Raw genomic sequence first — 22528 nt, 5'->3', positions numbered from 1 at the left:
GTGGCAGGTCAGCGTCTGGGACAGTGGGCGCATGAAGGTTCGGTCTCCCGACGGTCGCACGTGGCGGGTCACCCGGCGCTGGGTGCCGTGGCGGCGCAGGGTGCGCGACGTCGACGCACCCGACCTGCCCGTCGACGGCCTGGGAGACGACCCGATCAGCATGATCGTCGGCGTCATCGCGCTGATCATCCTGCTGCCGTTCATCGTGATCGCGCTCATTGCGGCTGTCGAGCTGCTGCTCGTGCTCCTGCTGCTGCCCTTCGCGGTGCTCGGACGCGTCATCTTCGGCCGCGCGTGGCACGTCGAGCTGCGCGAGGGGTTCAAGCCCTACTTCGAGGAGCAGGCCGGCGACTGGCAGGCCTCGGGCCTGCGCATCCACTCGCTGGCCGACGAGGTGCGGCAGGGCCACCTCCCCCAGCGCACGCTCGGCGGTTGATCGCGTTCATCGGGTAGCCACGTCGCCGTGGCCGGCTCGTCGCACATCCGCGTCACCCTGCCCCTATGCGCGTGCAGATCGTGACCGAGTCCTTCTACCCGGCCGTCGACGGCTCCACGACGACGGTGAGGAACGTCGCCGACCAGCTCATCGACGCCGGACACGAGGTGGCGTTGGTGGCGCCCGCACCCGGGCTCGGCCGCTATCGAGCCAGCCGGGTGACCCGGGTCAGCCCGCTCGCCAAGCCCGGGGCCCAGGTGCGCGCCGCCATCGACGCGTTCGCGCCGGATGCCCTGCTCTGCGTCAGCCCGTCGCACGCGCCCGCGGGGCTCGGCCGCCGGGCCCTCAAGCACGCTGCTCACGCGGGGGTGCGCAGCGTCCTGCTCCAGACCTCACCGGTGGCCGACCTGGCGTGGGACTACTGGCGAGCCAAGGTCGCCGACCGGGCCGACGAGGTAGTCGTCACCGCGCAGTGGCTGGCCGACGCCATGGCCGCCAAGGGCGTCGAGGCGCAGGTCTGGCGCCCCGGCGTCGACATCCGTGCCTTCGACCCCGGGCTACGCGATCCGTGGCTGCACCGGCACTGGTCGCGGGGTGAGCGCGGAAAGCCGGCCGTCGTGGTGGGGTTCGTCGGTAGCCTGCGCCGCCGCCACGGCGTGCGCGACCTCGCAGCGCTCGCCGACGTGACCGGCATCCGGCTGGTCATCATGGGCGCCGGGCCGCAGCGCGACTGGCTCGCGGTCCGACTGCCGGGCGCCAAGGTCACCGGCACGCTCGGCACCAGCGACCTCACGGTCGCCCTCGCCAGTCTCGACCTGCTGGTGCATCCCGGCCGGACCGAGACCTGCTGCCACGCGCTGCGCGAGGCGGGCGCGAGCGGCGTCCCGGTCGTGGCGCCGCGGGCGGGCGGCGCCCCCGAGACGGTGCGTCACCTCGAGTCCGGGCTGCTCTACGACCCGGCCGAACCCCGCGGCCTCGCGGACGCCGTCCGAGCCCTGGCCGCCGACCGGCACCGGTCCCTCCTGGGTGCCCACGGACGCGAGGCGGCCGCCGGACGCACGTGGACGGCGGCGGTCGAGGATCTTTGGCCGGTGCTCGCGCCGCGCCAGGGCGCGGCGGCCCGCTGAGTCCCCAGCGGGAGGTATGTCACACCGCCCTACCCACACGGGCCGTGTGACGAGGGGTACGGTGCGTCCGTGGCAACTCCGACTCTTGTCCGGGGGGCCCGTGCCTCGCGCACGACCGTCTCCCTGAAGATCCTCATGGCCGGCAGCGGGATCATCTTCATCCTCTTCGTGCTGCTGCACATGTACGGCAACCTCAAGGCCTTCGGCGGTGAGACGTCGTTCAACGTCTACGCCGAACACCTGCGCACCATCGGCGAGCCGATGCTCCCGCGCGAGGGCCTGTTGTGGGTCATCCGCGCGGTGCTCATCGTCTCACTCGTGGTGCACGTGTGGTCCGCGGCCCAGCTGTGGAAGCGCTCCAACGCGGCACGCACGCAGAAGTACGCGGTGAAGAAGAACACGCACTCGTCGTTCTCCTCGCGCACGATGCGCTGGGGCGGCGTCACGATCTTGCTGTTCCTCATCTGGCACCTGATCAACTTCACGATCGGTAAGGTGAACCCGGCCGGCGGCCCGACGAACAACCCCTACGAGTTGCTCGTCGACTCCTTCTCGACCTGGTGGGTCACCGTGATCTACCTCGTGGCGATGGCCGCGCTGGCGCTGCACCTGCACCACGGCACGTTCAGCTCGCTGCAGACCCTCGGCTTCACCAACTCCGCCGCCGCCCGCAAGCGGGCCCGCGCAGCGGGATGGGTGGTGGCCGTCGTCATCGCCGGCGGCTTCTCGCTCGTCCCGCTCTTCACGCTCTTCGGCGTCATCGACTACTGACGCACCCGCGCCCGTCCACGAGGGAGAACCACCCATGGCATCCAACGCCGACGTCAGCGGCCTGACCGTGCTCACCCAGGCCCCCACGCAGACCTCCGACGACGCCCACGGCTACTACACGCCCGGCGAGCCCGTCGGTGACACCAAGGCCCCCGCCGGCCTCATCGCCGAGCGCTGGACCAAGCACAAGATGGACAACCGGCTGGTCAACCCGGCCAACCGTCGCAAGCTCGACGTGATCATCGTGGGCACCGGCCTGGCCGGCGGCGCGGCCGCCGCCACGCTCGGCGAGGCCGGCTACAACGTGAAGTCCTTCTGCTATCAAGACTCCCCCCGCCGTGCACACTCGATCGCCGCGCAGGGCGGCATCAACGCGGCGAAGAACTACAAGGAGGACGGCGACTCCACCTACCGCCTCTTCTACGACACGGTGAAGGGCGGCGACTACCGCAGCCGCGAGTCGAACGTCTACCGCCTGGCCGAGGTCAGCGTGAACATCATCGACCAGTGCGTCGCCCAGGGTGTCCCGTTCGCCCGCGACTACGGCGGCCTGCTCGACAACCGCTCCTTCGGCGGCGTCCAGGTGTCTCGCACCTTCTACGCCCGCGGTCAGACGGGCCAGCAGCTACTGATCGGCGCCTACCAGGCCATGGAGCGCCAGGTCGCCGCCGGCACCGTCACCGCCTACACCCGTCACGAGATGCTCGAGCTGATCGTGGTCGACGGCAAGGCGCGCGGCATCATCGCCCGCGACCTGGTCACCGGTGAGATCGAGACCCACCTCGCCGACGTCGTCGTGCTTGCCTCGGGCGGCTACGGCAACGTCTTCTACCTCTCCACCAACGCGATGGGCTCCAACGTCACCGCGGCGTGGCGAGCTCACCGCAAGGGCGCCTACATGGCCAACCCCTGCTACACGCAGATTCACCCGACCTGCATCCCGGTCTCCGGTGACCACCAGTCGAAGCTGACCCTGATGAGCGAGTCGCTGCGCAACGACGGCCGCATCTGGGTGCCGAAGAACGCCGAGGACTGCGACAAGGATCCGCGCGACATCCCCGAGGAGGACCGCGACTACTACCTGGAGCGGATCTACCCCGCCTTCGGCAACCTGGTGCCTCGCGACATCGCCTCACGTGCCGCCAAGTACGTCTGCGACGAGGGCCGCGGCGTCGGCCCGATGGTCGGCGACTTCCGCCGCGGGGTGTACCTCGACTTCTCCGCCGCCATCGAGCGCCTCGGCCGTGACGGCATCGAGGAGAAGTACGACAACCTCTTCGACATGTACGAGCGGATCACGGGCGAGAACCCCTACGAGGTGCCGATGCGCATCTACCCCGCCGTGCACTACGTGATGGGCGGCCTCTGGGTCGACTACGACCTCCAGTCGAACATCGACGGCCTCTTCGTCACCGGCGAGGCGAACTTCTCCGACCACGGCGCGAACCGCCTCGGCGCCTCGGCGCTGATGCAGGGGCTGGCCGACGGCTACTTCGTGCTGCCGAACACCATCCGCGACTACCTCGCCGACGGCCCGTTCGACAAGATCGAGGAGTCCCACCCCGACGTCGTCGCCGCGCGCACGAGCGTCGAGGAGCGGGTGCAGAAGTTCCTCTCCATCAACGGCAACCGCACGGTGGACAGCTACCACAAGGAGCTGGGCCACATCATGTGGGAATACTGCGGCATGGAGCGCTCCGAGGACGGCCTGCGCAAGGCGATCGACATGATCCGCGAGCTCAAGGCCGACTTCTGGACCAACGTCAAGGTGCTCGGCACCGCCGACTCCCTCAACCAGAGCCTCGAGAAGGCCGGTCGCGTGGCCGACTTCCTCGAGCTCGGTGAGCTGATGTGCATCGACGCCCTCAACCGACGCGAGTCCTGCGGCGGCCACTTCCGGGCCGAGTCGCAGACCGACGAGGGTGAGGCGCTACGCCACGACGACGAGTTCGCCTACGTGGCGGCCTGGGAGTTCAGCGGCGACAACGAAGCCCCCGTCCTGCACAAGGAAGACCTCGTCTACACCGCCATCGAGATGAAGCAGCGGAGCTACAAGTGAGACTCACCCTCAAGATCTGGCGCCAGGCCGACGCACAGGCGTCCGGAGCGCTGAAGACCTACGACCTCGACGGCGTCTCCGAGGACATGAGCTTCCTCGAGATGCTCGACGTGCTCAACGAGCAGCTGCAGGGCCAGGGCGAGGAGCCGGTGGCCTTCGACCACGACTGCCGCGAGGGCATCTGCGGCACGTGCTCGCTCATGATCGACGGGCAGGCGCACGGCCCGGAGGTCACGACGACCTGCCAGCTGCACATGCGCTCGTTCCGGGACGGTCAGACCATCACCATCGAGCCGTGGCGCTCGGACGCTTTTCCGGTGGTGCGCGACCTCGTCGTCGACCGCTCGGCCTTCGATCGGATCATCGCCTCCGGCGGCTTCATCTCCGCCAACACCGGCTCGGCGCCGGAGGCCAATTCGGTGCCTGCGCCGCGCGACAAGGCGATGCGCGCTTTCAACGTGGCCACCTGCATCGGTTGCGGCGCCTGCGTGGCCGCCTGCCCCAACGGGTCGGCGTCCCTGTTCATGGGCGCGAAGATCACCCACCTCGGCGAGCTCCCCCAGGGGCAGCCCGAGCGCGGAACCCGCGTGGTCGACATGGTCGCCCAGCACGACGCAGAGGGCTTCGGCGGCTGCACCAACATCGGCGAGTGCGCCGGCGCGTGCCCTAAGGAGATCCCGCTCGACGTGATCTCGCAGCTCAACAAGGATCTGCGCACCGCCCTCAGGAACGGTCACTGAGGCGCCGTCCCGAGCCGGCGGCGACCGGGCGCGCCGTGTCTCTTCCGGGCACGTCGCTTCGCGACGCCGCGGCCCGCGTCGTCGTGGCTCAGGGGTACGCGGCCACGACCCTGCAATAGGTCGCCACGGCGGCGCGTTCGCGGTTGGAGCACGGAGCGCCACCGGGCCTGGGTGCTGTCCGACCTCACCCAGACCCTGATCCGGCTCCCTGACTGATCGGCCTCAGTCGCCTCGATGACGCAGCGTCCGGACGGCGAACCAGGCGAAGCAGCCGGCCAGGAGCAGGTTGACGACGATCAGCACGGTGTGGGCGATCCAGTAGCCGCTGGGCCGATCCTCGCCCGCAGCGTGCGCCGCATGCAGGTTCTTGGCGAACATCAGCCAGGTCAGGACCATCCAGGCCGTCACACCGACGAAGAACCAGCCGTGCCTGCGCTCGAGCCTCACGCGTCGTCCCGCCGCTTCTTGCGGACCACGGCCGCGGCCGCCGCGACGCCTGCGGCACCGGCGGCGATGCCCTTGACCGTCCGAGCGCGGCCTCCCTCGGCGGCATCCTCGCCAGCGGAGCTTTCGGTCGCCTCCGCCTCGGTGCTGCCCGCAAGCGCGTCTGCGTCGGTACCGCTCGGCAGCGGCGGGCCTTGGACGGCGCCCTCGGCCTCGACGCGATCGGCTCGCTGCGCGCGAGCCGCGGGCGCGGTGTATGCCCAGCAGGCCGCATAGAGGACCAGCCGCGTGAAGTAGTTGATCCACACCAGCATCACCAGCGCGATGCCGAACGCCTGACCGGCCGGCTGCCCGGACGTCGAGGCGATGATGACACCCGCGACCTGCTTGAGGATCTCGAAGCCGACCGCACCGATCACGGCTGCTCGCAGCAACGGCCCACGCGGCACCTCACCACGGCCCAGGAGCGCATAGATGATGAAGAACAGCGCCACGTTGGCTGCGAAACCCAACAGCACGGTGAGGGTCGAGACGAGCCAGGCGAGGGTCTGGTCGAGCCCGAGGAAGTCCAAGATGGTGCCCGAGAACCGGGTCACCAACGAGCCGAGGCCGACCGAGACCAGCAGGGTGCCTCCGAGGCTGACCAACACCATCAGGTCGCGGAGCTTCCCGGGGACGAAGCCGAGCTGCTCGTCCTCGGGGAGCTCGAAGACGGTGACGATGGCCTGGCGCAGCGCGGAGACCCAGCCCAGCCCGCTGTAGAGCACGCCCGCGAAGCCGATGACCCCGGCCAGACCCGAGAAGGTCCGGAAGTCCTTGAGCTGTAGCCCGGTGTCGCCGCCGATGATGCCGGGGAACAGACCCTGGAGGGCCGAGCGGAGCGCGGCGTCGGCGCCGTCGACGACGTTCGAGACGACCCCCACCGCGAAGAAGGCCAGGGCCAGGATCGGGAAGAACGACAGGAAGGCGAAGTACGTGACGGCACCCGCCTGTTGGCCGGCGCTCACCGCGCCGAAGTGCTCCTGCATGCGCACGAGATGGTCGATGGCAGGACGTCGCTGACGTACCTCCTCGATGCGCTCCTTGATCGACGGCATCGTCAGGTTCCCTTCCGAGTCAGGGGAAAGCCGTGCGTGGCTCGCCAGCCGTCGCTGACGTCGTGCACGTAGAGGTGGAAGCCGTCGACCTCGAAGGCGCAGTCGAAGTCGGACAGCTCGTCGAAGGCGCGATCAAGATCGGCGTCGGGCAGGTCGTGCGCCACGGTGACGTGGGGGTGGTACGGGTAGGCGAGGTCGACGTCGAGCGGACCACAGCGCACCTGCTCGGCCAGCTGCTCGCACCCGCCGATCCCCTCGGCGAGCGCCACGAAGACCACCGGCGACACGGGTCGGAAGGTCGCGGTGCCGCGCAGGCGGATCCGGAACCGCGCCGACGACGCGGCGGCGCGGCCGAGATGATTCGCGACGTCCTCGATGACGGCGTCGTCGATCTGCGTGGGCGGCAACAGCGTGATGTGAGTGGGGATCAAGCCGGCCGAGGGGTCGCCCAGCCGCTCGCGGTACTCCTGGAGCGAACTGCCCCAGGGGTCCGGGACCGCAACGGCGACTCCGATCGTGGGCACCCGTCGACCCTAGCGAGTGGAGCGGGCGACGAAACCAACCCTCTGGTAGACGTCGCGCAGAGTCGCCTCCGCGACCGTCCCCGCCTGCTCCGCACCTCGGCGCAGGACGTCGGTGAGGTACGCCTGGTCGTCGAGCAGGTCGAGCACGGTGTCGCGGAAGGGCGTGACGACATCGACGACGACCTCGGCCAGATCCCTCTTCAGGTCGCCGTAGCCGCGGCCGTCGTACTCTTCCTCGAGCGAGCCGATGGAGCGGCCGGCGAGAGCGGAGTAGATCGTGAGCAGGTTGCTCACCCCGGGCTTGGTCTCGCGGTCGAAGCGGACCTCCGCCTCGGAGTCGGTGACGGCCGACCGGATCTTCTTGGCGCTCACCTTGGGGTCGTCGAGCAGGTCGATGATGCCCGAGGGCGAAGACGCCGACTTCGACATCTTCGCGGTCGGCTCCTGGAGGTCGGCGATCTTCGCGGTGGCCTTGAGGATGTAGGGCTCGGGCAGCCGGAACGTCTTCTTGTAGCGGCTGTTGAAGCGCTGGGCGAGGTCTCGGGTGAGCTCGAGGTGCTGGCGCTGGTCCTCGCCCACGGGCACGTAGTGCGGCCGGTAGAGCAAGATGTCGGCGGCCTGGAGGATCGGGTACGTGAACAGGCCGACGCTGGCCGCACCCTCCCCACCCTTGGCGGACTTGTCCTTGAACTGCGTCATGCGGCGGGCCTCACCGAAGCCGGTGAGGCACTGGAGCACCCACGCCAACTGGGCGTGCTCGGGTACCTGGCTCTGCACGAAGATCGCCGAGCGAAGTGGGTCGATGCCCATCGCGAGCAACTGAGCGGCCGCACGCAACGTGCGCTCGCGCAGCACCTTGGGATCCTGCTCGACCGTGATGGCGTGCTGGTCGGCGATGAAGAAGAACGGCTGGTGGTCGCGCTGGAGATCGACCCACTGGCGCAGGGCGCCCAAGTAGTTGCCGAAGTGGAAGGAGTCGGCGGTGGGCTGGATCCCGGAGAGGACGCGCGGCCTGGCCCCTGCCGCGGGAGCGTTGGGCACGGCCACCTCGGGCTGCGTCGTCGCTGACATGGGCGACATTCTCCCTCACCCGCACCGTCGCCTCGTCATGGGCTCGATGGTTGACTTTCGTCACCCGAGCAGGTGAGATGCGGGTCACGCAGAGGCTCCGTGGCCCTCGCGCAAGTAGGAGCGGACCTCTCCGCGGCCACCGTCGCGCAGCTGTTCGCTCCTCGCAGCAGCCGCTCAACGGCTCCGACGAGTCCGGCATGGCGACCGTCTCTCTCGACGGTGGGCCCTGCCCGCACGTGCAGCTCGTTCACGTCGCCGCCAAGGCCCGGTGCCGGACGGCGTCCGACGACAAGAACGGCCCCCGACCAGGGCACGATCACCAAGATCGCGCCGTCTGGCGGCAGCGCTGCTGCTGTTCGCCTATCGCACGCTCGACGAGACCGGCACAGACGTGCGGCGCGCCCTCGCTGCCACCACGAGCACGGCGAGTCCGAGCAGAGCCAAGGCGATGCCCACGAGCAGGGGGGCCCGGAAGCCGTAGCCCGCAGCGATGACCGACCCGCCGAGGAACGCACCCAGGCTGTTGCCGATGTTGAGGCTGGCGTGGCTGAGCGCGGCTCCGAGGGTCTGGGCGTGCTCGGCGGCATCGATGAGCCGCACCTGGAAGCCCAGCGCCAGCATCGAGCCGGTGACGGTCGCCGCGAACGCCGCGATCAGCGCCGGCCACCCCGTGGGAGCGAGTACGAAGTACAACAGCAGGGAACCGGCCAGACCGAGGGTGCCGACGCGCAGGGCATTCTCGACCGACCAGTCGACCAGGCGCCCGGCCAGCATGTTGCCGACCACCATGCCGAGGCCGAGCACCAGCAGGAACACCGCGACCGCCGATTCGCGCAGCCCACCCACGCGCGTGGTGAGTGGCGCGATGTAGGAGACCAACGCGAACATGCCTCCGAACCCGATCGCCCCGGCCCCGAGCGCGAACCACAGCTGGGGGTGGCGTAGGGCGGCGAGCTCGCGTCGTCCGGTGGCCTCGGCGTTGCCCTCGGTGCGGGGCACGAAGGCGAGGATCATCACCATCGTGAGCAGGCTGATGAAGGCGACCGCCGCGAAGGCCGCGCGCCAGCCGAGGTGCTGTCCGAGCAGGGTCGCCAGCGGGACGCCGATCACGTTGGCCACCGGGATGCCCATCATCACCAGCGCCAGCGCCCTGCCCCGGCGCTCCGGGGCGACCATGTCGGCGGCCACGAGCGCGGCCACGCCGAAGTAGGCGCCGTGCGGGAGCCCATCGAGGAAGCGCACCAGCGCGAGGACGCCGAAGTGCGAGACCAGTGCCGTGAGCAGGTTGAAGACGCCGTAGACGGCTATCAGGCCGATGAGCAGCCCTCGACGCGGGAGCTTGGCCCCCAACGCCGCCAGGGCGGGCGCCCCGACGACGACTCCGAGCGCGTAGGCCGAGATGAGGTGACCCGCGCTCGGGATGCTCACCCCGACCCCGTCGGCGATCTGCGGCAGCAGCCCCATGGTCACGAACTCCGTCGTACCGATCGCGAACCCACCTGTCGCCAAGGCCAGCACGGCCAGCGCGAAGTGCAGCCGGCCCACGGTCGGCGCGCTCGCCGCCTTCGGCGCGGGTGGTGCGGTGGTGGTCACAGGCGCTCCTTCGGGGTGCTGTGGAGAGGCGGGTTGTGGATAAGTGGGACGACGTTTGATCCCAAACGACGGAAGTTTACCGGTCAAACGGTGCGGTTTGGGATCAAACGACAACCGGCCCGGGGAACATTCCCCGGGCCGGTGTGTCGCTGCGCACAGATCAGAACGCGGCGAGCGCCTCGTTCAGGGTGGCGGAGGGGCGCATCACGTCGTCGGCCAACTCGTCGACCGGGCGGAAGTAGCCACCCACGTCGGCCGGGCTGCCCTGCACACCGTTGAGCTCCTCGACGATGGTCGGCTCGGCACTGGCGAGCTTCTCGGCCAGCGGCGCGAAGACCTGGGCGAGCTCGGCGTTCGCGGTCTGCTTCGCCAGTTCCTGGGCCCAGTACATCGCCAGGTAGAAGTGCGAGCCACGGTTGTCGATGCCGCCGAGCTTGCGGGTCGGCGACTTGTCGTTCTCCAGGAACGTCGCCGTAGCGGCGTCGAGGGTGTCGGCGAGCACCTGGGCGCCGGCGTTGTCGGCGTACCCGGAGAGGTGCTCGAACGAGGCGGCGAGCGCGAAGAACTCACCGAGGGAGTCCCAGCGCAGGTAGTTCTCCTCGAGGAGCTGCTGCACGTGCTTGGGCGCCGAGCCGCCGGCGCCGGTCTCGAAGAGGCCGCCGCCGTTCATCAGCGGCACGATCGAGAGCATCTTGGCGCTGGTGCCGACCTCGAGGATCGGGAAGAGGTCGGTGTTGTAGTCGCGCAGCACGTTGCCGGTGACCGAGATGGTGTCCTCGCCCTTGCGGATGCGCTCGACCGAGTAGGTGCACGCCTGCGCGGGCGCCATGATCTCGATGGTCAGGCCGTCGGTGTCGTGCTCGCCGAGGTACTCGTTGACCTTGGCGATGAGGTTGGCGTCGTGGGCACGGTCCTCGTCGAGCCAGAAGATCGCTGGCGTCTCGGAGGCCCGGGCCCGGTTCACGGCCAGCTTGACCCAGTCGCGGATCGGGTCGTCCTTGGTCTGGCAGGCGCGCCAGATGTCGCCGGGCTCGACGTCGTGGCTCATCACGACCTCGCCGGCGGCGTTGCGCACCTCGACGGTGCCGGCGGCCGGGATCTCGAAGGTCTTGTCGTGCGAGCCGTACTCCTCGGCCTTCTTGGCCATCAGGCCGACGTTCGGCACCGAGCCCATGGTGGACGGGTCGTAGGCGCCGTGAGCCTTGCAGTCCTCGATGACGGCGGCGTAGACACCGGCGTAGGAGGAGTCGGGGATGACGGCCAGGCAGTCGTCCTCGTTGCCGTCGGGACCCCACATGTGGCCGCCGATGCGGATCATCGCGGGCATCGAGGCGTCGATGATGACGTCGGAGGGCACGTGCAGGTTGGTGATCCCCTTACGGTCGTCGACCATCGCCATCCGCGGGCCGTCGGCCAGGCCGGCCTTGACGGCGTCCTTGATCGCGTCGGCCTCGGCCAGCCCCTCGGCGGCCGAGAGCAGCGCGCCCAGGCCGTCGTTCGGGGAGACGCCAGCCGCGGCGAGCTGCTCGCCGTACTGCTCGAAGAGCGTCGGGAAGAACGCCTGAACGGCGTGGCCGAAGATGATCGGGTCGGAGACCTTCATCATGGTGGCCTTCATGTGCAGCGAGAAGAGCACGTCGTCGGCCTTGGCGCGGGCGATCTGCTCGGTCAGGAACCGGCGCAGCGCGGCCACGCTCATGAAGGTGCCGTCGAGCACCTCGCCGGCCTCGACGGCCAGGGCGTCCTTGAGCACGGTCTCGGTGCCGTCGGCGGCCTTGAGCACGATGGAGACGGTGTCGGCGGCGTCGAAGACGACCGACTGCTCGTTGGAGAAAAAGTCGCCGCCGTCCATCGTGGCGACCGAGGTCTTGGAATCGGACTTCCACTCGCCCATGCGGTGGGGGTACTTCTTGGCGTAGTTCTTCACCGCGGCCGGGGCACGGCGGTCGGAGTTGCCCTCGCGCAGCACCGGGTTCACCGCGGAGCCCTTGACCTTGTCGTACTTCGCCCGGATCTCCCTCTCCTCGTCCGTGGAGGGGCTCTCGGGGTAGTTCGGGAGGTCGTAGCCCTTCTCCTGCAGCTCCTTGATGGCCGCCTTGAGCTGCGGCACGGAGGCGGAGATGTTCGGCAGCTTGATGATGTTGGCCTCGGGCGTGGTGGCCAGCTCGCCGAGCTCGGCGAGGTGGTCGGCGACCTGCTGGTCGTCGCTCAGCCGCTCGGGGAACTGGCTGATGATGCGCCCGGAGAGTGAGATGTCGCGGGTCTCGACCTCGACCCCCGCCTTCGCGGCGTAGGCCTGGATGATCGGGAGGAAGGAGTACGTCGCCAGCAGCGGCGCCTCGTCCGTGTGCGTGTAGATGATGGTGGCCATGGCTCGGTGCGACTCCTGGGTGCGTCGACGACGTGCGTACGGGACTGCTCGAACTTCTCTTGACGTCAAGATACCTGATGGCTACTGACGCCTACGCGTCCAGCCTGACAGGCGTCGGGCTCCCGAGTCACCCGCCTGTCGTCACCTGCTGGAGATGGTCGGTGCGCGCGCCGTCGACCACCGCCGACAGCCCCACCCCGCGCGTGTAGAACAGCCGGACGGCGGGCGTGCTGCTCAGTTGCACCACGACGGCCGCGTCGCTCACCGCACCGGCACCCGACTCGACCGTGCCGACGTCGGTGAGCACCGTCGCCACGAGCGGCTGGCCGGCGTCGTCGCGGGCGCCGGTCTGCCAGCCATCGCCACGGCGGGGATCCGCGGCCAGCCAGAGGCCGGGCTCGGCGTCGCCCCGACCGGCCAGCCAGTGACCGCGGCGACCGAACCACCACACGTTGCCCGCGTCGTCCTGCGCGAGATAGTCGGTGCCCGTGGGCAGGCCCGAGCCCGCCGGGGCCCGGATCGTGACGGGGGTGGTGGCGACGCCATCGACCTCGACCGCGCCGGTGCCCACCTCGAGCGTCACGTCGTCGAGGTCGAACCGCGCACCCGGCTCCCACGCGAGCCACGGATTGTCGATGCCCGCCACGAAGTCGGTCGGGTCGGGCGCGGGGGTCGGGATCACGAGCTCGTCGATGCCCGTGGTGGGCTGCTCGGGGGGCTCGAGGCTGGAGCAGCCGCTCAGCGCCAGCACCGCCGCGGCCAATGCCGCGCTCCGCACGGTGACGCGGCGGCTCCCGGCGAGTCTCCCCATGAGTCCATCCTGACCTACCGGCCGGTGAGGTCGTGCACGGCGACCGCTGCTAGCGTCGCAGGAAAAGCCAGACATCCCGAGGAGAACGCGTGTCCACCACCCCGTTGAAGGTCGCCGTCACCGGCGCCGCCGGTCAGATCGGCTACAGCCTGCTCTTCCGCCTCGCCTCCGGGGCACTCACCGCCGACCGCCCGATCGAGCTGCGGTTGCTCGAGATCACCCCCGCGCTCAAGGCGCTCGAGGGTGTCGTCATGGAGCTCGATGACTGCGCGTTCCCCGGTCTGGCCGGCATCGAGATCGGCGACGACGCCGAGAAGATCTTCGACGGCGTCAACCTGGCCCTGCTCGTGGGTGCGCGCCCCCGCGGCCCGGGCATGGAGCGCAGTGACCTGCTCTCGGCCAACGGTGCGATCTTCACCGCCCAGGGCAAGGCGCTGAACGCGGTCGCCGCCGACGACGTGCGCATCGGCGTCACCGGCAACCCGGCCAACACCAACGCGCTCATCGCGATGAAGAACGCCCCCGACATCCCGGCCGAACGTTTCTCGGCCCTCACTCGCCTCGACCACAACCGGGCGATCAGCCAGCTCGCCGCCAAGACCGGCGCGGCCGTCACCGACATCACCCAGATGACGATCTGGGGCAACCACTCCGCCACCCAGTACCCCGACCTCTTCCACGCCGAGGTCGCCGGCAAGAACGCCGCCGAAACCGTGGGCGACCAGGACTGGCTCGAGAACACCTTCATCCCCACCGTCGCCAAGCGCGGCGCCGCGATCATCGACGCGCGCGGCTCCTCCTCTGCCGCCTCCGCGGCGTCCGCCACCATCGACGCCGCCCACGACTGGCTCTACGGTTCGGCCGAGAACGACTGGGTCTCGATGGCCGTCGTCTCCCACGGCGAGTACGGCGTGCCCGAAGGCATCATCTCCTCGTTCCCGGTCACCACCTCCGGTGGCGACTGGAGCATCGTGGAGGGCCTCGAGATCGACGACTTCTCCCGCGGCAAGATCGACGCCACCACCAACGAGCTCGTCGAGGAGCGTGCGGCCGTCACCGAGCTCGGCCTCATCTGACCACGAGGGGTCGCGAATCGACCCACGAGGGGTCGCGAATCGTCCCACGAGGGGTCGCGAATCGTCCCACGAGGGGTCGTTCGTCTCCACAAGCCGACGTCATGTCGGCCTCGTCCACAGCGCACCGCGGTTCGATCGCGGTGCGCTGTGTCACGTTCGAGGGTGGGCCTCATGTGTGCTCCGACCCCACTGCCCGACCACCCGTTCACCGCGACGACGGCCAGAGCTCGCGGCTGGAGTCCGGCCCGCCTCAGGAGCGCGGTGATCCAGGGCGAGGTGCGCCGCGTTCTGCATGGTGCCTACGTGCGTGCCGACGTCCCCGACGACCCTCCGCTCCGGGCGGCCGCCGCGGCGCTGGTCCTGCCGCCCCGCATGGTCGTCTGCGACCGGAGCGCCGCCTGGTTGCACGGCGTCGACGCCTTCGATCCTCAGGCGCTCGACGTGCCACCACGCCTGGAGATGGTGGCTCCCGACGGCACCCGACCGCGCACACAGGGCGTGCGAGGCGGACGCCGCACGCTGGTGCCCGACGACATCGTCCTACTCGACGGGGTGCAGGTCACCAGCCCGCTGCGCACCGCCGCCGACCTCGCCCGACAACGAGGGCGCCTCGGGGCTATCGCGGTGCTCGACGCCTTCGCCCGCCACCACGAGCTGACCCGCGCCGACTACGCCCGGATCACCCTGCGGCTCGCCGGATTGCGCGGGGTGACCCAACTGCGCGAGCTGGGGCACCAGGCGCACAGCCTGGCGGAGTCACCGGGAGAGTCCTGGACTCGGCAGCTCATCGTCGACCACCAGCTCCCACTGCCCACCTCGCAGTTCACGGTGCGACTCGAAGGCGCGACGTACCGGCTCGACCTCGCCTACCCGCACCTGCGCGTGGCCGTCGAGTACGACGGCGAGGAGTTCCACACCGACCCCGCACACGTCGAACACGACCGAGCACGGCGCGCTGCCCTCAGACGCGCCGGCTGGATCGTCATCGTCGTGACCAAGAACGACGTGAGCGGCAACGCTCTCGACCGGTGGATCGCGGAGCTCCGATCTGCGGTCCGCGAACGCGCTCCGCAGGGGCCCGCTCGCTACGCGCGCGGCGAGCGGACGTCGTCCTACCCTCGACGGCGCGCCCGGTGAGCGGACGCGATTCGCGACCCCTCGCGGGACAATTCGCGACCCCTCGCGGGACAATTCGCGACCCCTCGCGGGACAATTCGCGACCCCTCGCGGGTCAGAGGCCGGGCTGGTTGGGGATGGTGCGGACCAGGAAGATGAGCACGCCTCCGACCACGCCGAACAAGGCGACGTCGACGAACCGATGCCGGACCGCGAGCATCCCGGCGTCCGGCTGCGGGAGGACGAGCCGGAAGAGTGCAGCCGCGAGGAGCGCACCGGCCAGCACGGTCACGCCGATCCGCCAGTCGCCCCACCCGGACCACGCGACGCCGACCGCACCGGCGATGAGGACGAGGATGTAGAGCGCGCCGCCGAGGGTCGAGGGGTAGCGCCGCTCCTCGACCTCGGCGATCTCTTCGGCGATCTCGGGGGCCGTGGGCACCTCGGCGTCCGCACCCACGTCGCCCGCGTCGGGATCGCGCTCAGGGCGGGGCTCCTCGGTCACGTCGTCCAAGGTAGAGCAGCCTCCGACCGGCCGGGCTCAGGCACGACCGGCGAGGTCGCGCTCGGCCATGTCGACGATGTTGGAGAGCAGCATCGCCCGGGTCATGGGCCCCACGCCGCCCGGGTTCGGTGACACGTGGCCCGCGACCTCCCAGACGTCGTCCGCCACGTCGCCGGCGATCTTGCCGTCGACCCGCGAGACCCCGACGTCGAGCACGGCCGCGCCGGGCTTGACCATGTCGGCGTTGATGATGCCCGGCACGCCGGCGGCGGCGATGACGATGTCGGCCTCACGCACGTGCTTGGCGAGGTCGCGGGTGCCGGTGTGGCACAGCGTGGCGGTGGCGTTCTCGGTGCGACGCGTGAGGAGCAGCCCCATCGGGCGGCCGACGGTGAGCCCGCGGCCGACCACGACGACCTCGGCGCCGGCCAACTCGATGCCGTGGCGGCGCAGCAGCTCCAGGCAGCCCACGGGCGTGCACGGCAGCGAGCCGGGCACGTTCAGCGCCAGCCGGCCCAGCGAGACCGGGTGCAGGCCGTCGACGTCCTTGTCGGGGTCGACGCGGGAGAGCAGGGCGAACTCGTCGAGCCCGGTCGGCTGCTGCACCAAGAAGCCCGTGCAAGCGGGGTCGGCGTTGAGGCGGTCGATCTCGGCCTCGACCTGGTCTTGCGTGGCCGTCGCCGGCAGATCGACACGGATCGACTCGATGCCGATCTCGGCGCAGTCCTTGTGCTTCGCACCGACATACCAGTGCGAGCCGGGGTCGTCACCGACCAGCACGGTGCCCAGGCCGGGCACCATGCCCTGCTCCTTCAGCGCGGCGAGGCGCTCCGCGAGCTCGGCCTTGATGGCCTTGAGGGTGGCGGTGCCGTCGAGCTTGGTTGCGGTCATGGTGCTCCTCGGGTGCTGCTGTGTCTGGTCTCGGGCTGGGTTTCGACACGCTCCGTCGCGGCTTCGTCCCTCAGCCGCGGTCGCTGCTCAACCACCGACGATCACTCCGGCTCCGCCGGAGTGATCAGTGGAAGAAGTGCCGGGTGCCGGTGAAGTACATCGTGACGCCGGCGGCCTTGCAGGCCTCGACGGTGAGCTCGTCGCGCACCGAACCACCGGGCTGCACGATGGCAGCCACACCGGCGTCGATGAGGATCTGCGGTCCGTCCTCGAAGGGGAAGAACGCATCGGACGCCGCCACGGCGCCGCGAGCGCGCTCCTCGCCCTCGGCGAGGCTGTTGGCGCGCTCGACGGCGAGCCTGCAGGAGTCGACCCGGTTCACCTGACCCATGCCGATGCCGACGGCTCCCCCGCCCTTGGCGAGCAGGATCGCGTTCGACTTCGCCGAACGGCAGGCGCGCCAGGCGAAGGCGAGGTCGGCGAGCACGTCGTCCGGAGCCGCCTCCCCCGTGGCGAGGGTCCACGTCGACGGGTCGTCACCGTCGGCTTGGAAGGAGTCGCGCTCCTGCATGAGCAGGCCGCCCGAGATGGGACGGGTCTCGACGCCACCGCGCTCGAGCGGCTCACACACCAGGATCCGGATGTTCTTCTTGCGCGCCAGCACCTCGACGGCGCCGTCCTCGTAGCCGGGGGCGACGATGACCTCGGTGAACACCTCGGCCACCTGCGCGGCCATCTCGACCGACACGGGCCGGTTGGCGGCGATGACGCCGCCGAAGGCGGAGACGGGGTCGCAGGCGTGGGCGCGGCGGTGCGCGTCGGCGACATCGACGCCGACGGCGATGCCGCACGGGTTGGCGTGCTTGATGACGGCCACGGCCGGCTCGTCGAAGTCGAACGCCGCGCGACGCGCCGCGTCGGTGTCGACGTAGTTGTTGTACGACATCTCCTTGCCGTGCAGCTGCTCGGCGCCGGCCAGGCCCTCGGGTCCGGAGCCGGAGCGGTAGAGGGCCGCCGACTGGTGCGGGTTCTCGCCGTAGCGCAGCACGGCCTGGCGCTCCCAGGTGGCCCCGGCCCACGCGGGGAAGCCTCCGCCGGATTCAGCACTGCCGCCGGAGCTGTCGGTCAGCACGTTGCCCATCCACGACGCCACGGCGACGTCGTAGCTCGCAGTGTGCACGAAGGCCTCGGCGGCCAGCGCCTTGCGCTCCTCGAGGGTGAAGCCGCCCTCCGCGACGGCGGCCAGCACGTCGACGTAGCGGCCCGGCGAGGTGACGATGGCGACCGAGGGGTGGTTCTTCGCGGCGGCGCGCACCATCGAGGGCCCGCCGATGTCGATCTGCTCGACGCACTCGTCCGGCGAGGCGCCCGAGGCGACGGTCTGGGTGAACGGGTAGAGGTTCGAGACGACCAGGTCGAACGGCTCGACGCCGAGGTCGGCCAGCTGAGCCACGTGGCTCTCGAGGCGACGGTCGGCGAGGATGCCGGCGTGCACGCGCGGGTGCAGCGTCTTCACCCGCCCGTCGAGGCACTCCGGGAACCCGGTCAGATCCTCGACCTTGGTGACCGGCAGGGCCAGTCCCTCGATCAGCTTGGCCGAGCCGCCGGTCGAGACCAGCTCGACGCCGGCATCGGCGAGGCCGCGCACGAGATCCTCGAGGCCGGACTTGTCGTAGACGGAGACCAGGGCTCGCCTGATCGGGACACGTGACTCGTTCACAAGAACTCCTGGAGAATCATGGGGAAGATCCGATGGACCGATGTCGCGGACCCAGGCGTTCGATGCCGCGACGTGCCACTCCCTGGTGGTCACCCACCTGCGCCAGTCGTGTGCTCGCAGCCTAGCCGCTCTCAGCGGCCGAGCAGCACCCGGCGTCCCTCGACCCGGAAGCCCTCGCGCGCCATCCGGCCCACGGTCTCGACGAGCATCGCGCGCTCGGCGGTCTTGATGCGCTCGTGCAGGGAGTCGACGTCGTCCTCCGGCTCCACCGGCACCGCGGTCTGCGCCACGATCGCGCCGGTGTCGACCCCCGGGTCGACCACGAACAGCGTGCAGCCGGTGACCTTCACGCCGTACTCCAGCGCGTCGCGCGGACCATGCATGCCCGGGAAGGACGGCGACAGCGCCGGGTGCGTGTTGACCGTGCGGCCGCCGAAGCGCTCGAGGAAGGCGGCACCGACGAGCTTCATGAACCCCGCCAACACGACGAGGTCGGGCCGGTGCGCGGCCACGGCCTCGGCGATCGCGACGTCCCACGCTTCGCGCGAGTCGTGGTCGGGCAGTCGGTGCACGAAGGTCGGCACCCCCGCCCGCTCCGCACGAACCAGGCCCTCGATACCGGCGCGATCGGCACCGACGGCGACCACCTCCGCGCCGTAGGCGGGGTCGGCGCAGGCGTCGAGCAGGGCCTGGAGGTTCGTGCCGGAGCCGGAGACGAGCACGACGAGACGAGCGGTCACGGCGCTCACCCTAGGTGCCTCAGAGCGGTTCAGGCGTCGCGGGCGGCCACGCGACGCTGCCAGGCGGTCATCGCGAGTCCACCGACGAGCCCGCCGAGCCCGAACGAGGTGAGCAGGTGCACGAGCACCTGGCCGGTGAACGGGCCCACGTCGGCCATCCGGCCGGGGCCGACGGCACCGCCCGCGAGACCGGTCAGCAGGGCCACCACGAGGGCTGCGATCAGGCCACCTCCGCAACCGCGCAGGGCTCCGTCGGTCCAGCTCGTGGTGGCCCAGCGACGCTGGGCGCGAGCCACGGCCACCGCGGCGAGCAGCGGCGGCAGCCCCAGCAGGGCGGACGTCCAGGCCGGGGGCGCGCCCGGGTCGGGCAGCGCCGCGAGGTAGGGGACCATCGGCAGCGGGCCGAGCACGACGGCGGTCGTGCTCACGGTCGTGCCGGTGCCGACCGCGAAGCCCGGGCCGGCGAGGTAGGCGCTGGAGAAGGCGACGGCGTTGGGCAAGAGCACCACGCCCACGAGCACCAGCACGGCGACGTCGCCGCCGTGGGCGTGCAACTGCGAGGTGATGTTGGCGGCCGTGGAGAGGTCGACGAGGAAGGCCAGCAGATAGGCGACCAGGCTCGCGACGAGCCACCAACGCAGCACCGCCCGGGCCGCCGAGAGCGCCCCGAGAGCGTGGTCGGGCATCCAGGCCGACCACACCGCCGCGCGACCCGAGCCCACCGCCACGGCGGGCAGACCCAGCATCGAGCAGAGCGCGAACGACCACAGCACGACCCGGCCGAGGGACGGCGCGGTGGCGGCCGTGGCGCTCAGCGTCGTGGTGAGCGCGGCGACGCACACGTAGCCGGCGGCGAACATGCCGGCGGCCAGCGGCACGGTCCAGTCGCGGGAGCCGTCGGCCAGACCGTCGGCGTCGGGCCCGTGCGCGCAGACCAGCTCGCCGACGCGCAGGCCGCACCGCCACACCGACCACGCAGCGACGAGGGTGAGTCCGAGGGGCACGGCGGAGACGAGCACCCCGCCGACGTGCACCCCGGATCCGTGCGCCATCAGCCAGGCCAGCGCACCCACCCGCAGGCCGTCGCGCGGCTCGCCGTGGCTTCCGGCGTCGAGCAGGAACCACCCCACGACACCGAGCGCCATGGCTGCGAGCAGCGGCAGCAGCGCCGCGAGCACCCCGCCCACGACCGACGTCGGCACCAGCGGCACCGGGCGCGGCGAGCGGTCCTGGGCGTCGTGGGTCGTGCGCGCGGGTCCGGGCATCAGGGAGGTCATCCCGGCCATGATCGCGCCGGCCCACCGCGAGCCGCGGCAGGCACGCCGAGCGCATTTCGACGTCCCTTCGCGCCCTCACTACTCTGGAACGGCCATGAGGAACCCCGAGCAGTTCGACGCCTTCTACGCCGACACGCGGCGTCGGATGCTGCTCGGTGCCTACGCGCTCACCGGCGACCTGCGGGCCGCCAAGGCGGCGGTGCGCGACGCGTACGCGATCGCGTGGCACCACTGGCCCAAGGTGGATCGCTCGGGCGAGGCGGATGCCTGGGAGGCGTGGCTGCGACCCGTCGCCTGGCAGCACGCGCACCGGCGGCACACGGCGCGCCTCTGGCATCGCGAGCGCTCCATCACCGACGAACAGCGCGCGACCCTCGACGCCTTGGGCAAGCTCGGCTACCTGCACCGTCGTGTGCTGCTCCTGGCTCACCTGGCCGTCGTGAGCCTGCCCGACATGGCGCGCGAGGTCGGGCAGACGACGCCCGAGACCGAGCGGCTGCTCCAGAGCGCCACCACCGAGTTCTCCCTGCACCGCCAGATCCCGAGCACCGCGACGCCGCAGGCGCTGCGCGACCTGGCGACCGTGACCGACGCGGAGGCCTGGCCCCGCGTGACGCGGGTGCGCCGCGCCGGCGACGCACGGCGGCGTACGCACACGGCGGTCGGGGTGGTCGCCGCGGTGGCCGTCACGGTGACGGCGGGGGTCGTGCTCACCGACCCCTCGGGGGCCCAGCCGCGACTGGACCGGGTCGGCGAGTCGGTCGCCGGCGTGGCACCCCTGGCCGAGAGGGGCGAGGGCGACGACGGCGACGACCTCCCCGTGCTGACCGACGATGCCCTGCTCGACGTCTCCATCGCGCGAGAGGTGTTCGCGGGCCCGGCCTGGAAGGTCGCCGAGACCCACACCAACGCCGAGGGCGACGGCCGCGCACTGCCCTGCCAGGCTTCGCGCTTCCCGGACCCGCAGGCCGACAACGCCCTGGTACGCGAGCTGCACAGCGCCGCCCAGGGCAAGACCGGGCCACGCACCGTACTCACGATGGTCGAGCGCTCGCGTTCCGACGCCGGCGCCCGCCGTGGGTTCGAGGCGGCCAGTTCCTGGTACTCCGACTGCGCGCAGGAGCGCACCCAACTGTTGAGCGTGTGGCGCCTCTCCGGGGCCGGCGACGAAGGTTTGCAGTTCGCGTTGCGCGACAGCACCGGCCCCGGTCACCTGCTGGTCGCCGACGTCGTCCGCACCGGCCGCTACCTGGCCGTCACCGTCTCCCGGCGCGCCGGCAGCTCGCCGCTGGCGCCCGCCGGGCACGCCGAGCTGGCTGCGGCGTCCGCGACCGCGCTCTGCGCCCTACCCGGCGCCGGCGCCTGCGGGTCGCAGAAGCCGCGTCTTCGCCGCACGGATCCGCCGCCGGCGGGAGCCCGACCAGCGCTCCTGCGCGACTCCGACCTGCCGCCGGTCGGCTCGTTGAAGAAGCCCTGGGTCGGCAGCGACCCGTCCCGCGCCCAGGCGACGAACCCGGCGGCCACGCAATGCGATCGCACCTCGTTCCGGGGTGCCGTCGACGGTGCCGCCATCAAGGCTGCGAGAACCCGCACGTTCCTCATCCCGGGCGCGAAGCTGCCGGTCGAGTTCGGGCTGGCCGAGAGCACCGGCCAGCTGCCGGCCAAGGCCGCCGCCGGGTTCGTCGACCGGATCCGCAGCCGCATGGGCAACTGTGCCGACCGGGAGCTCGGAGCCGACGTCACCTCGCTGCTCGACGAGGGCCGCGGCGATGCCGAGGTGTCGGCCTGGCGGGTCGCCACGGAGGTCTCCGAGAAGCGCACGGTCGACTACTTCATGGCCGTGGGACGCTACGGCGACACCGTCTTCCAGGTCGGCTTCATCCCCGCTCCCGGCGCCACCATGACGCCGGCCGACTTCGGGGCTGTCGCGCGACGTGCCCTGGCCCGGGCCCGCTCCGCGGCCGTGGCCGAGCAGGCCGCCCAGAAGAGCGCTGGCCAGGGTGCGAGCGACGGCACGGACAACCAGCGGGGCTGACCCGACGTCCCAGGGCCAGGACGCCGCGAGCACGCCGAGGCGGCCCTGAAAGCCCGGGACGGATGACCTCACCCGGCGACTGGCTCGCGTCGTCCGGGCCGCGGATCGGGTGTGGGGTCGACGG

Annotated in this window: 20 protein-coding genes and 1 riboswitch; of the genes, 8 read left to right on the top strand and 12 right to left on the bottom strand. The window is 71.0% G+C overall.

From position 1 onward, the window contains the following. Positions 1-31: 31 nt before the first annotated feature. The 5 genes from ISG29_RS08655 to ISG29_RS08635 all read left to right on the top strand — a co-directional run bounded on the left by ISG29_RS08655 (position 32) and on the right by ISG29_RS08635 (position 5133). Positions 32-436 (top strand): hypothetical protein, encoded by a 405-nt coding sequence (locus tag ISG29_RS08655; RefSeq protein ID WP_194503022.1) that lies wholly within the window; start codon positions 32-34, stop codon positions 434-436. 65 nt (positions 437-501) lie between these two features. Then, positions 502-1563, top strand: a complete 1062-nt coding sequence (locus ISG29_RS08650; protein WP_194503021.1) for a glycosyltransferase — start codon at positions 502-504, stop codon at positions 1561-1563. A 69-nt stretch (positions 1564-1632) separates the two neighbouring features. After that, complete coding sequence (locus ISG29_RS08645) at positions 1633-2334, top strand: succinate dehydrogenase cytochrome b subunit (RefSeq protein WP_194503020.1); 702 nt, start codon at positions 1633-1635, stop codon at positions 2332-2334. A 34-nt stretch (positions 2335-2368) separates the two neighbouring features. Continuing rightward, positions 2369-4393, top strand: a complete 2025-nt coding sequence (locus ISG29_RS08640) for a fumarate reductase/succinate dehydrogenase flavoprotein subunit (protein WP_194503019.1) — start codon at positions 2369-2371, stop codon at positions 4391-4393. Then, on the top strand, positions 4390-5133 hold the full coding sequence (locus ISG29_RS08635) for a succinate dehydrogenase/fumarate reductase iron-sulfur subunit (protein ID WP_194503018.1): 744 nt from the start codon (positions 4390-4392) through the stop codon (positions 5131-5133). Before ISG29_RS08640 ends, ISG29_RS08635 begins: the two co-directional genes overlap by 4 nt. A gap of 222 nt (positions 5134-5355) precedes the next feature. Here ISG29_RS08635 and ISG29_RS08630 read toward each other — a convergent pair whose 3' ends face one another. The 7 genes from ISG29_RS08630 to ISG29_RS08600 form a co-directional block, all read right to left on the bottom strand. Beyond that, positions 5356-5580, bottom strand: coding sequence for an SCO4848 family membrane protein (locus ISG29_RS08630; RefSeq protein WP_194503017.1), 225 nt, complete (start codon positions 5578-5580; stop codon positions 5356-5358). Beyond that, positions 5577-6674, bottom strand: a complete 1098-nt coding sequence (locus ISG29_RS08625; protein ID WP_194503016.1) for a YihY/virulence factor BrkB family protein — start codon at positions 6672-6674, stop codon at positions 5577-5579. Before ISG29_RS08625 ends, ISG29_RS08630 begins: the two co-directional genes overlap by 4 nt. 2 nt (positions 6675-6676) lie before the next feature. Then, a complete protein-coding gene (locus ISG29_RS08620; protein ID WP_194503015.1) occupies positions 6677-7198 on the bottom strand; it encodes a 2'-5' RNA ligase family protein in 522 nt (173 codons plus the stop codon). A gap of 9 nt (positions 7199-7207) precedes the next feature. Then, positions 7208-8269 (bottom strand): tryptophan--tRNA ligase, encoded by a 1062-nt coding sequence (gene trpS / locus ISG29_RS08615; RefSeq protein WP_194503014.1) that lies wholly within the window; start codon positions 8267-8269, stop codon positions 7208-7210. 360 nt (positions 8270-8629) lie between these two features. Beyond that, positions 8630-9862 carry an MFS transporter gene (locus ISG29_RS08610; RefSeq protein ID WP_328828475.1) on the bottom strand — a complete coding sequence of 411 codons (1233 nt, stop codon included), beginning with the start codon at positions 9860-9862 and terminating at the stop codon, positions 8630-8632. A 160-nt stretch (positions 9863-10022) separates the two neighbouring features. Further along, positions 10023-12233, bottom strand: a complete 2211-nt coding sequence (locus tag ISG29_RS08605) for an NADP-dependent isocitrate dehydrogenase (RefSeq protein WP_194503013.1) — start codon at positions 12231-12233, stop codon at positions 10023-10025. 127 nt (positions 12234-12360) lie between these two features. Beyond that, the gene (locus ISG29_RS08600) at positions 12361-13044 is read right to left on the bottom strand and encodes a hypothetical protein (protein WP_194503012.1); all 684 of its coding nucleotides are present in this window, start codon (positions 13042-13044) and stop codon (positions 12361-12363) included. Positions 13045-13133: 89 nt separating this feature from the next. On the opposite strand from ISG29_RS08600, the gene ISG29_RS08595 reads away from it, so the two are divergent. After that, entirely contained in the window at positions 13134-14120 is a 987-nt protein-coding gene (locus ISG29_RS08595; RefSeq protein WP_194503011.1) for a malate dehydrogenase, read from the top strand. A gap of 171 nt (positions 14121-14291) precedes the next feature. Continuing rightward, positions 14292-15257 carry a hypothetical protein gene (locus ISG29_RS08590; protein ID WP_194503010.1) on the top strand — a complete coding sequence of 322 codons (966 nt, stop codon included), beginning with the start codon at positions 14292-14294 and terminating at the stop codon, positions 15255-15257. A gap of 94 nt (positions 15258-15351) precedes the next feature. Here the strand turns inward: ISG29_RS08590 and ISG29_RS08585 are convergent, their stop codons facing one another. The 5 genes from ISG29_RS08585 to ISG29_RS08565 form a co-directional block, all read right to left on the bottom strand. After that, positions 15352-15741, bottom strand: coding sequence for a DUF3017 domain-containing protein (locus ISG29_RS08585; protein ID WP_328828470.1), 390 nt, complete (start codon positions 15739-15741; stop codon positions 15352-15354). A gap of 36 nt (positions 15742-15777) precedes the next feature. Beyond that, positions 15778-16632: a bifunctional methylenetetrahydrofolate dehydrogenase/methenyltetrahydrofolate cyclohydrolase gene (locus tag ISG29_RS08580; protein WP_194503009.1), complete on the bottom strand. Its 855-nt coding sequence runs from the start codon at positions 16630-16632 to the stop codon at positions 15778-15780. Between the two features lie 124 nt (positions 16633-16756). After that, positions 16757-18352: a bifunctional phosphoribosylaminoimidazolecarboxamide formyltransferase/IMP cyclohydrolase gene (purH, locus tag ISG29_RS08575; RefSeq protein ID WP_194503008.1), complete on the bottom strand. Its 1596-nt coding sequence runs from the start codon at positions 18350-18352 to the stop codon at positions 16757-16759. Positions 18353-18394: 42 nt separating this feature from the next. Continuing rightward, positions 18395-18472: riboswitch (ZMP/ZTP riboswitch) on the bottom strand. Positions 18473-18483: 11 nt separating this feature from the next. Next, positions 18484-19092, bottom strand: coding sequence for a phosphoribosylglycinamide formyltransferase (purN, locus tag ISG29_RS08570; RefSeq protein WP_194503007.1), 609 nt, complete (start codon positions 19090-19092; stop codon positions 18484-18486). 29 nt (positions 19093-19121) lie between these two features. Then, complete coding sequence (locus tag ISG29_RS08565) at positions 19122-20369, bottom strand: cell division protein PerM (RefSeq protein WP_194503006.1); 1248 nt, start codon at positions 20367-20369, stop codon at positions 19122-19124. Between the two features lie 94 nt (positions 20370-20463). Here ISG29_RS08565 and ISG29_RS08560 point away from each other — a divergent pair, with 94 nt between their 5' ends. Continuing rightward, a complete protein-coding gene (locus tag ISG29_RS08560; protein ID WP_194503005.1) occupies positions 20464-22404 on the top strand; it encodes a SigE family RNA polymerase sigma factor in 1941 nt (646 codons plus the stop codon). The last annotated feature ends 124 nt before the right edge of the window (positions 22405-22528 follow it).

The organism is Nocardioides acrostichi (assembly GCF_015319165.1).
In the GTDB taxonomy this organism is placed as follows: domain Bacteria; phylum Actinomycetota; class Actinomycetes; order Propionibacteriales; family Nocardioidaceae; genus Nocardioides; species Nocardioides acrostichi.
The sequence above is the reverse complement of the archived record's forward strand: the minus strand, read 5'-3'. Positions and strand labels throughout refer to the sequence as shown.